The following is a 10,232-nucleotide window of genomic DNA, read 5'->3' as shown; positions in this document are numbered from 1 at the left end:
GCGCGTCAGGGTTGGGCGGTCTCCGGCGTTGTCGTGCCTGTCGCCGGCACCTTGCCCTTGAAGACGCGCCGGACGGAGACGAAGAGCAGCGGGATGAAGAAGACGCCGAGTACGGTCGCCGAGATCATGCCGCCCATGACGCCAATGCCGATCGAGTTCTGGCTGCCGGAGCCCGCGCCATTGGCGATCGCCAGCGGCATGACACCGAGGATGAAGGCAAGCGACGTCATCAGGATCGGCCGCAGACGCTGGCGGGATGCCTCCAGTGTCGCGTCGATCAGGTTCTTGCCGTTGTTCTGCTGCTCGATGGCAAACTCGACGATCAGGATGGCGTTCTTGGCCGCCAGTCCTATGGTCGTCAGCAGACCAACCTTGAAGTAGACGTCGTTCGACTGACCGAAGAGGGTAGCGGCCAGCAGAGCGCCGAAAATACCGATCGGCACCGACAGCATGACGGCAAGCGGGATCGACCAGCTTTCGTAGAGAGCGGCGAGTGCCAGGAAGACGACAAGGATGGAGATGGCATAGAGCTGGCTTGCCTGATTGCCGGAGAGCTTTTCCTGGGCCGACAGGCTGGTCCATTCATGGCTGAAGCCGGGCGGCAGGGTCGCCATGATCTGGTCGATCTCGTTCATGGCATCGCCGGAGGAGACGCCGGGAGCGGCAGCGCCCTGGATTTCGACGGCAGACGAGCCGTTATAGCGTTCCAGACGCGGCGAACCATAGGTCCATTCGCCGCTGGAGAAGGCCGAGAACGGCACCATGTCGCCGCCGGAATTGCGGATATACCAGCGTCCGAAATCCTCCGGCTGCATGCGGAAATCCTGGTAGGCCTGGACGTAGACGGGCTTGACGCGGCCACGATCGATGAAGTCGTTGACATAGGTGCCGCCCCAGGCGGTCGACAGCGTGGAGTCGATATCCGCCAGGCTGATATTCAGCGCGCTCGCCTTCTCCTGATCGATATTGACCGAATATTGCGGCGTGTCCTCCTGGCCGTTCGGGCGAGTGCCGAACAGTTTCCCACTCTTGCCAGCGGCGCCCAGCAACTGATTGCGGGCGGCGATCAGGCTGGCGTGGCCGGCGCCGTTGATGTCCTTGATGAAGAAGTCGAAACCACTCGAACTACCGAAACCGGGAATGGCTGGCGGAGCCAGCGCAAAGACGCTACCGTCCTTGATCTTGGAGAAGGCGCCCATGGCGCGGCCGGCGATTGCTTGCGCCTTCGATTGCGGGGTTGAACGCTCCGCGAAGTCCTTCAGCCGGACGAAAACGATACCGACATTCTGACCCTGGCCGCTGAAACCGAAGCCGGCAACGGCGAAGGCGCCTTCGACATAGTCCTTCTCGTTGTTGAGATAATAGTCCTTCACCTGATTGAGCACAGTCCAAGTTCGGGACTCCGCAGCGCCCGGAGGGAGCTGGATCGCGGTCAGCAGGATGCCCTGGTCTTCATCCGGCAGGAATGAGCTCGGCAGGCGATTGAACAGGTAAGCGACGGCGCCGCCGATCAACACGAAGATCAGCAGGAAGACGGCACTCCAGCGTATCATGCCGTGAATGCTGCTCTGATAACGAAGCGTCGCGCGCTCGAAATTGCGGTTGAACCAGCCAAAGGCGCCGCGTTTCTTCGATCCATGCTCGGGCGCCTTCAAGATCGTGGCGCAGAGTGCCGGCGTCAGGATGAGGGCGACGATGACCGAAAGCACCATTGCTGAGACGATCGTCACCGAGAACTGGCGGTAGATGACGCCGACCGAGCCCGAGAAGAAGGCCATCGGGATGAACACGGCCGACAGCACCGTGGCTATGCCGATTAGGGCGCCGGTGATTTCCTGCATCGACTTGATCGTCGCCTCACGCGGCGACAGACCTTCTTCCTCCATCACGCGTTCGACGTTTTCGACAACGACGATCGCATCGTCCACCAACAGGCCGATCGCCAGCACCATGCCGAACATGGTGAGGGTATTAATCGAATAGCCGAACAGCGACAGCACGCCGAAGGTACCGAGCAGGACGACGGGGACGGCAAGCGTCGGGATCAAGGTCGCGCGGATGTTCTGCAGGAAGACGAACATGACGATGAAGACAAGCACGATGGCTTCGAACAGCGTCTTGACCACATCCTCGATCGACAGCTTGACGAAGGGCGTCGTGTCGTAGGGATAGACGATTTCGACGTTCGGCGGCAGCGTCTGCTTCACGCTGTCGATGGTCGACCGCACGGCCTCGGCCGTGTTGATGGCGTTGGCGCCCGAGGCGAGCATGACGGCGAGACCGGCCGAGGGATGACCGTTATAGGTACTCGAGGTGGTGTAGGACGAGGCGCCCAGCTCGGCGGTCGCGACATCGTTGAGGCGCACGAGCGAGCCATCGGGCAGGCTCTTCAGGATGATGTTGTTGAACTGCTCCGGCGTCTGAAGACGGCTCTTGGCCGTGACCGTCGCGTTGAGCTGCTGGCCCTTGCGCTGCGGCAAGGCACCGAGCTGGCCGGCCGAGACCTGCGAATTCTGCGCCTGGATCGCCGTGGTGACGTCGCTCACCATCAACTGGTATTTGGCGAGCTTGTCCGGATCGACCCAGATACGCATGGCATAGCCGGCGCCGAAGATCTGGGTGTTGCCGACGCCTTCGATACGCTTCAGCGTGTCGTTCAGCGTGCTGGACACATAGTCGGCGAGGTCGTTGGAGTTGAGCTTGCCGTCGGTCGACACGAAGCCGACGACCATCAGGAAGTTCGATGTCGACTTGGAAACGACGATACCTGTCGACTGCACCGTTTGCGGCAATTGCGCGGTGACGAGCTGCAGCTTGTTCTGCACCTGCATCTGCGCAACGTCGGGATCGGCCTTGTTGGTGAAGGTCAACGAGATCGACGCCTGGCCCGTCGAGGTCGAGGTCGACGTCATATAGTCGAGATTGTCGATACCGGTCATGCCCTGCTCGATGACCTTGGTCACCGAGTTCTCGACGGTTGCGGCATCAGCGCCCGAATAGTTCGCGCTGATGCTCACAGTCGTCGGGGCGATCTGCGGATATTGCGAGATCGATAGCGTCAGGATCGACAGCGCGCCGGCAAGCATGATGACGATGGCGATGACCCAGGCAAAGATCGGCCTGTCGATGAAAAAACGCGACATCGCTTATCTCACTTCTGGGCGCCGGAGGCGGCTTTGGTATCGGTCTTTTCCAGCTCGGCTTGCTGTTCGGCGGGCTTGCTGTCGGCAGCGGCCTGCTTCACCTCGCCGGTCGCGTCGTCGATGGTGACTGCGGTGGCGTTGACATCCTGGCCGTCGCGCACGCGCTGGCCGCCTTCGACGATGACGCGATCGCCGTCGGTCATGCCCTCGTTCACCAGCCAGCTATTGCCGATGTTCCGCTGTACCTTGAGTACCCGCTGCTGAACCTTGCCATCGGCGGTGACGAACATTGCTATCGGTTCGCCCTTGGTGTTGCGGGTGACGGCGCGCTGCGGCACGAGGAAGCTGTTTTCGGCAACGCCCTCCTGGATGGTGGCGCGAACATACATGCCGGGCAGCAGCAGGCGGTCCGGATTGGGGAAGACGGCGCGTACGGTGATGGTGCCGACGGTTTCGGCGACCGCGGCTTCCGCGAATTCCAGCTTGCCGGTTTCCTTGTACTGGGTGCCGTCTTCGAGCATCAGGTGGACGGAGACGTTGTCGCCGCTGGTCTTCAACCGGCCGTCCGCGATGGCGCGGCGAAACGCCAGGAGGTTCGTGCTCGATTGGGTGACATCGACATTGATCGGATCGAGCTGGCGGATGGTGGTGAGCGCTGTCGTCTGATCGGCGGTGACGAGTGCGCCGACGGTCACTGCCGAGGCGTCGACACGACCGGCGATCGGCGCGCGCATCTTGGTGTAATCGAGGTTGATGCGTGCGGTTTCCAGGGCCGCCTTGGCGGACGCCACGTCGGCCTTTGCCTGCGCCAGGGTGGACAGTGCATCGTCGAGATTCTGCTTGCTCACCGCGTCCTGCGCCGTGAGGCTCTTATAGCGATCCACTTTCGACTGCGCGCTCGGTATGGCGCCCTCAGCCTTCTGCAAGGCGGCGGTGGCGCTGTCGTAGGATGCCTGATAGGAGGCCGGGTCGATTTCGTAGAGCACGTCGCCGGCGGCGACCTCGCTGCCTTCCTTGAAATTGCGACTGCGAATGATGCCGCCGACCTGCGGCCTGACTTCGGCGATCAGGTAGGCGCTGGTGCGGCCGGGCAATTGGGCGGTGATCGCCACGGATTGAGGATGCAGCGTCATGGTGCTGACCTCAGTCTTGATGGCAGGGGCGCTACCCTGCGCAGCCTTCTGCTCGTTGCAGCCGGCCAGCAGCATCGTGGCGGCGATCCCTGTGACGAGGAGCGAGATCCGGATGGCCGGAAAACGTCCGTTTCGCGCTGGATGTGCGGATACAGGGGTAGAAGAGGCGAGCTTTCCCACGTTGCTATTTCCCATTGCCTTATTTACAGTACCAAGTAGTACAGAAAATATTTGTACCACCGTAAATGTCAATCTCATTTGGCTTTTTTAGGTTAAGATGGAAGTGCGGATGAAAGCAAGGGCGAGCGATGCGGAGCAGGCTGTTGTTCCCCGCAAGCGCGGCCGTCCGAAAACGGTGAGCGACGATGCAAGGCGGGCGGAGATCATCGCGGCGGCCCGCGCGACATTTCATGAGCTCGGTTATGGCGGCACGACCACGGATCTCGTGGCCGCGCGATGCAAGATTTCGAAGCAGACCCTCTACCGATTGTTCTCGAGCAAGACAGAGCTTTTCATGGCGCTCATGGCCGAGCACCGTGCCTCGATGCTGGCCCTGCCGCGCGACCTCAAGGAAAATCTGCCGCTCACCGAGGCGCTCGAACAGATTTTCATGATCGATATCGATGAAGCGGCCGAACGTGACCGCGAGGCCTTCATTCATTTCGTGATGAGCGAGGCGCAGCGATTTCCCGAGATAGCGGCGCTGTTGCGAACGCAGGGTGCTGAGCAGTCGCGAAAAATGCTGGCGGGCTGGCTGGATGTGCAGCAGCAGCGCGGCCTGATCGAGATTGCCGATGCCGAAAGCGGCGCTCGCATGCTGATGAACATGATCTTCGGCGCAATGATCACGCTTCCCGGCAAGACGAACGACTGGCCGGACCGCGAAACCCGTCTGCGGCATTTGCGGCAATGCATTGCGATCTTCGTGGCCGGCGTTCAGCCGCACCGGAGCAGCTGAGAGGTAAAAACAGCAATGCCGGCAGGGTTCAGGACCATGCCGGCATCGTTTCCGTCTCCGCCCCCAAAGACAGAAAATTCAAGACATCACGCTTAATGCGCGACGGCCATGTTCGCCTTGTCCATGCCCTCGTCGAAGAGCGGCATTTGCAGGCCATTTGCGTACATTTCCTGCAGTACGGCGCCGAGCGCGAGATCCAGGCACCAGACCGGAAACTCGGCCTCCATGCTCTTCGCACTCTGGCGTGCATAGGTGATCAGTCGTGCGATGGATGCCAGTTCCTTCAGAGAGTCCGAATCGTGGCCTGCCATTTCGATAGGAAGTATTGCTGTCATTTTATGCCCCTTTTGCCCCCTGTTTCTGGCGGACGCGATACCCGTCGCCAGGAACATGAGGAGACCCTACCGTATGTCCCGGGCCTTGGCGCGTGACATACAGCGTGACACGAGGCGAGATTGCGCGGGGAATTTACAATGCAATTTCAAGGTGGTGAAAGGCGGAATGCCACAAACTGTTGGTCTGAAAGGTCCAGTCGCGCGGTGGTTGCCGGCGCTCGTCGGGGCAGTCGGCAAGCGCGCGCAGCAATTGCAGCGCGTCGCTGCGCTTCTGGTTGACCGTATTGGCGCGCAAAAGATCGGCAATTGCCGGCCGTCGCGCCGGGTCCGGCAGGTCTGCGGCCTCTGCCACCGAACGATAGGTGAGCGATTTGAAGAACATGGTCTCGGCGCAAGCCTGAAGTGCCGCTCGCTCGGGCTCGCCGATTGCACCGGTCTCGGCGAGTGCTTGCAGTGTCGCCTGCACATTGACCAGCGGCTCGCTCAGCGGACGATATCCGAGTTCGGCGGGTGCATGGATTTGCGCCACGGCGGAGTCATCGGCAAGCGCTCCACTGGCATAGGCCTCGAAGATGCGGCCGACGCCGATCATGCCGAAGGCGGCGCATTCGGCGGCGCGCAGCGCTCCCATGCTGGCGGCGCCATAGATGTGGACGCCCCTCGACAGGGCAAACAGGATTTCCTTGTGCCAGACGGGCGCGACATTCTCGAAAAAACCGTCGATCAGACCGATGGCATTAACGCCGTCTTCGAGGGCTTTGACGATGTCGCCCTTCTGTGCCGGCGGACGCAGCGTGATGCCGGGATCGCTGATCTCGGCAGCATCGGGAAGCGTCGGGCCGACGAACAGGATCTTCATAGCAGTTGCAACGTCTTCGAGATGGCGCGATAGCCGAAGCGGCGCTTGCGGTCTCCGTCCGGATTTTCCAGTTGCGGCACCACGAGCTTGGCGACGGCAAAGGGAAGCGAGGGGTCGCCGAGCGAAACCGCGATGGCGGAGTTGATGCCCGCCCGCCGCAAACGGTCGATCGTCAGTTGCAACAGCCCCTCGGCTCCTTCCGGCAAGGCCGCATTCGATGGTGTTGCCGCCCTCGGGACGGCATCGAAGCAACGGCGGATGCTCTCTGGCAATTCGCGGGTAAAATTTTCGGGCCGGATATCGTCGCGGGCGCCGCTGATGAAGGTTAGGCGCGATTGCGCGGCTTCCGTCACGGCGCGGATCGCCGCCCGCACCGGCGAGGGATGGGCGCCACTGCCGATCGTGACATCGAGGTAGCGGACGCGCCTTGCCTGGGCGATTTCCCTGGGGCCGAGAAGGGCGACGATAACGGGTATGCCGATATCGCTGGTGACATCAAAGAGCCGCAGCGTCAGGTCCGCGGACGTGATCTTGGCGATCAGCCCATCCAGCACCGGATCGGCGAACGAGGCCGGGTCGATGCAAGCAGCCATCCGCAGTTTCGGCTCGGAAATCTCCCAGAGCACCTCGGCATCGCGCTCGATACGTTCAAGCAGACCGTGCAGGCTGGCCTCGGTAAGATTGTTGCCGGAGGCGAGGCCGTCGGAGGATTGCCAGAAGCGTGGATTGCGGATGGTGCGGTCGAGTGTTGCCGCGTTGAAAGGGATCCAGGCGGGCCTGCCGGCAATGAGATCATGACCCTCGGCCCAGGCAATCTGCTCGTCATCAGCGACATCGGTCTGCCCCTTGGCGATAAGCGAGGGCAGCGGATCGGCGTGATACCCTTCGGCCAGCAATTGCCGGCGGCTGGTGATGACAGTCGCGAGGGCAGGTGCGCCGGCGACGGTCCGCTCCAGCGCCTCCATGGCCGCCGAGACCTTGGCGTCGAGATCGGTGATGCCCTTGCCATTGTTGATGACGATCGAACGGGCGTTTGGGCTGACCGCCTGCCAGACGGGGATGCCGATCTTGTCGAGCCCCGTCAGGCGGCCGAGGCGGGTGACGCCGTGGGTCGCGAGGCAGGGCTCGATGCGCCGAAAAGTCTCCTCGGCGGAACATGTGCGATCCGAATAAGGAGAGGCGGTGACCGGCAATGTCCCACCGGAAACCTTGTCGAAAAGTTCCGGCGGGCAGGAAGCCAATGGCGCGGCGATTATTGCCAAGGCGGTGTTCGGCTCTTCAATCCAGCCGGCCGCTGGGGGTACTTTCGTCCAGCCTGCCGCCGGCGGCAGCGTCGTCCAACCTGCCGGAGCCGGCGCTTGCAGTGCTGCCGACAGTAATGGCCAGATTGACGCCCTTGATGATGGTGGCTCCAGCATTGCGCAATTGATCGGCTACACCGAGATCGCTGCCTGCCGGTACGTTGAGCGGAGATATGGTACCTGCGCGGATATCGGCAAGATAAAGTTGGGAATCGCCAGGAATGCCAAAAACTACAAAGTTTGCCATCTTCAATCTCTTTCCCTGTTCGCTCAGAAACCCGGATTGAATTTCCGAGAATCCATACGCAGTTTTAATGTGACATAATTTAAAATCCAGCTCGCTGGAGCCCTTCTCGATATAAGTCTTTCTGCCATTGTTCTCGCAAAGGAACAATAGAGAGCCAAGTATCAATATCAAAATCTGGATATGTTTCCTTGACTTTTCGCACTAAAGTCTTGGCTTTACGCATGTTACCCGACATGGCGGCACTTGCGGCAGCAAGTCGCGCAGCCTGAGAAGGGTCGGCCATACGTGCGATATAGTCGCTCGCGTCTTCATAGCGCTCCAGATAGAAGCTGGCGCCCGCAGCGGTCCAGAAATAGAGATCCGGGCTTATTGGATTAAGCTCGATTGCGCTCCTGATCTTGGCCAGGCCGTCCCTTGGCCTCGACGCGTGAATCAACGTATCCGCATAGTCTGCGATGGCGTCGGCATGATGCGGGCTGATGGTTTCGGCAAGCTCGAAGACCTCGATGCTTTCATCGAAGGCTCCCTGGTAGAGCTTGATGACGCCGAATTGATGGTAACCGCCAGCGATGTCCTGGCCGGTGGTAATCGCCTTTCCGGCCTCCTCCTCGGCACGCTTCAACAATCCTGCGTCGCCCTGCGCCGTCACCAACCATTCGAGATGATAGGTGCGTGCCACCCCGCTCAGCGCCGGCGAGAAATAGGGGTTTTCCTTCAGGGATGTCTGAAATTCTTTTCGGGCGCGGCGAATGTCCGGCAGGTCGAGGCTTTTCAGATGGCGCTGGCCGAGCAGATAGTGATGATAGGCTTCGGGGTTGCGCTCGAAATAGTCGCGGGTAAACTCGTTGCGCTCGATATAGCTGGCGATGGACGCCACGATGCGCTGGGTGATTTCGCGATGTTGGCGCGGCAGATCCCGCGCTTCCATGCTGAAGCGTTCCGCCCAGATCACTTCGTCATTGCCGGCATAGATCAGCTGCGTGAAAAGCCAATAGGTATTGCCATCGAAGCTGAGCCTCGTGTCCAGCACGTAGTTGATGCCGTGCCTTTCCAGCGTCGCGCCCCGGTCCAGATCAAGCGCGATCTTTTCTGCTGTATAGTGCGCCACCATCGTCACGGTCTTCAGCACGCAAAGTCCGACAGTGATGTCTTCCAGCAGCATCGAGGAGAGAAAGATGGCCGCCTGGTGGTGCCTCGCGAGGTTCACCGGTGGCAGCAAAGTTAGCCTCGGGGGCCCGCGCAGCGCCGGTGGAGCGACTTCAGCCCGTGGTCTTGCCTCCTGTCGGGCTTGTGGCGCAATGCCACGCTGGCGTTCGAACAGTCGCCGGGCCACGCCGAGCGTCTGCGGGTCGGGATCGACCGGCAGTTCGCCCCAGCGGTATTTCCGGCGGTTCTCGAAAACGTTTCGGGCGTTCTCAAGTTGGGGTTCGCCGGCATAGGTCTGCCCGAGGATCTGGTAGACAGCCTCGTCCTCGGGATAGGCCTCGAATAGCCGCAGGGCCGCCTCCTTGACGATGGTGGTTTCGGCATCCTCACTCATAGCTGCAATAGCGTCGCGAAGCGTCGTCAAGATCTGCGTCCTGACCCGGTCGCGCTGCGCGCGCAGCCACATGCGCGCAGGGCCGCCGATGACTTCGGTGCGGGCGAGAAAATCCCAGCGGCCGAGTTGCAGCAATTCGCCCAACGCCACGTGAGGGCTGGTTTGCGAGGCGGCATCGAGCAGCGCAAGATCGCTGGTGAACGCACCGATGTTCACGCTCACGGTCGCCTGCTCGATCAGGAGCAGCTCGATCCCGAGCTCATCTTGGCGGCTTTTGACGCGCGATAGCGTCTGCCGCAAATTGGCAAGCGCCTTGTCGAGGGGAATGTCGCCCCACAGGAATTCAGCAAGTTCCGTGCGGGATTTGTGCGGCGAGGAACCCGTCAGCAGGAAACAGGTGGATAGCAGGCCCTTTTCCGGAAAAGGCACAGCTGAACCTGTTTCGTCGACTAGACGCAGGTCTCCGAATGTCAGTAGCCTGAAATTCATGCATCCCCAACTGCACCCGGCAGCTTCCCGGCATGGCAAGCGCCATCCCGGTATCGCCTGCAATCACCTTTGTCGTCGGTGACCACGGGTGTCATTCACGATCTAGAATCCTACATTACGATGACTGCAACTTTATCGCAATCACTTGCGTATCCCTGCTTTCAGGTAGAAACCCGCAAGCAGAGGGACGTTCTAGATAGAGAAACTGGAGCGATCCTTGTGTGTCC

The 10,232-nt window shown here is 61.0% G+C and carries 8 protein-coding genes; 2 read left to right on the top strand and 6 right to left on the bottom strand.

Annotation, left to right across the window (positions count from 1 at the left end; all coding sequences use genetic code 11):
* Positions 1 to 5 precede the first annotated feature (5 nt).
* Together HB780_RS24500 and HB780_RS24495 are read right to left on the bottom strand one after the other, a co-directional pair.
* Positions 6 to 3,143, bottom strand: coding sequence for an efflux RND transporter permease subunit (locus HB780_RS24500; RefSeq protein WP_183689945.1), 3,138 nt, complete (start codon positions 3,141 to 3,143; stop codon positions 6 to 8).
* A gap of 8 nt (positions 3,144 to 3,151) precedes the next feature.
* Positions 3,152 to 4,471 (bottom strand): efflux RND transporter periplasmic adaptor subunit, encoded by a 1,320-nt coding sequence (locus HB780_RS24495; RefSeq protein WP_286203061.1) that lies wholly within the window; start codon positions 4,469 to 4,471, stop codon positions 3,152 to 3,154.
* Between the two features lie 82 nt (positions 4,472 to 4,553).
* Between HB780_RS24495 and HB780_RS24490 the strand changes: the two genes are divergently transcribed.
* A complete protein-coding gene (locus tag HB780_RS24490) occupies positions 4,554 to 5,234 on the top strand; it encodes a TetR/AcrR family transcriptional regulator (RefSeq protein ID WP_183689944.1) in 681 nt (226 codons plus the stop codon).
* A 92-nt stretch (positions 5,235 to 5,326) separates the two neighbouring features.
* Here the strand turns inward: HB780_RS24490 and HB780_RS24485 are convergent, their stop codons facing one another.
* From HB780_RS24485 to HB780_RS24475, 3 genes are all read right to left on the bottom strand, one after another.
* Positions 5,327 to 5,569: a hypothetical protein gene (locus tag HB780_RS24485; protein WP_183689943.1), complete on the bottom strand. Its 243-nt coding sequence runs from the start codon at positions 5,567 to 5,569 to the stop codon at positions 5,327 to 5,329.
* A 133-nt stretch (positions 5,570 to 5,702) separates the two neighbouring features.
* Complete coding sequence (locus HB780_RS24480) at positions 5,703 to 6,428, bottom strand: TfuA-like protein (RefSeq protein ID WP_183689942.1); 726 nt, start codon at positions 6,426 to 6,428, stop codon at positions 5,703 to 5,705.
* Complete coding sequence (locus tag HB780_RS24475; RefSeq protein WP_183689941.1) at positions 6,425 to 7,621, bottom strand: YcaO-like family protein; 1,197 nt, start codon at positions 7,619 to 7,621, stop codon at positions 6,425 to 6,427. The genes HB780_RS24480 and HB780_RS24475 overlap by 4 nt, the downstream gene beginning before the upstream one ends.
* Here HB780_RS24475 and HB780_RS24470 point away from each other — a divergent pair.
* Positions 7,611 to 8,054, top strand: a complete 444-nt coding sequence (locus HB780_RS24470) for a hypothetical protein (protein ID WP_183689940.1) — start codon at positions 7,611 to 7,613, stop codon at positions 8,052 to 8,054. The genes HB780_RS24475 and HB780_RS24470 overlap by 11 nt on opposite strands.
* A gap of 1 nt (position 8,055) precedes the next feature.
* Here the strand turns inward: HB780_RS24470 and HB780_RS24465 are convergent, their stop codons facing one another.
* On the bottom strand, positions 8,056 to 10,005 hold the full coding sequence (locus HB780_RS24465) for an AfsR/SARP family transcriptional regulator (RefSeq protein WP_183689939.1): 1,950 nt from the start codon (positions 10,003 to 10,005) through the stop codon (positions 8,056 to 8,058).
* Positions 10,006 to 10,232 lie beyond the last annotated feature (227 nt).

It is taken from the genome of Rhizobium lusitanum, assembly GCF_014189535.1.
In the GTDB taxonomy this organism is placed as follows: domain Bacteria; phylum Pseudomonadota; class Alphaproteobacteria; order Rhizobiales; family Rhizobiaceae; genus Rhizobium; species Rhizobium lusitanum_C.
The sequence above is the reverse complement of the archived record's forward strand: the minus strand, read 5'-3'. Positions and strand labels throughout refer to the sequence as shown.

Bases quoted from the DNA above. Each gene is read 5' to 3' on its own strand.
- HB780_RS24490 (WP_183689944.1), top strand. From the start codon at position 4,554: ATGGAAGTGCGGATGAAAGCAAGGGCGAGCGATGCGGAGCAGGCTGTT.
- HB780_RS24480 (WP_183689942.1), bottom strand. From the start codon at position 6,428: ATGAAGATCCTGTTCGTCGGCCCGACGCTTCCCGATGCTGCCGAGATC.
- HB780_RS24495 (WP_286203061.1), bottom strand. From the start codon at position 4,471: ATGGGAAATAGCAACGTGGGAAAGCTCGCCTCTTCTACCCCTGTATCC.
- HB780_RS24485 (WP_183689943.1), bottom strand. From the start codon at position 5,569: ATGACAGCAATACTTCCTATCGAAATGGCAGGCCACGATTCGGACTCT.
- HB780_RS24465 (WP_183689939.1), bottom strand. From the start codon at position 10,005: ATGAATTTCAGGCTACTGACATTCGGAGACCTGCGTCTAGTCGACGAA.
- HB780_RS24500 (WP_183689945.1), bottom strand. From the start codon at position 3,143: ATGTCGCGTTTTTTCATCGACAGGCCGATCTTTGCCTGGGTCATCGCC.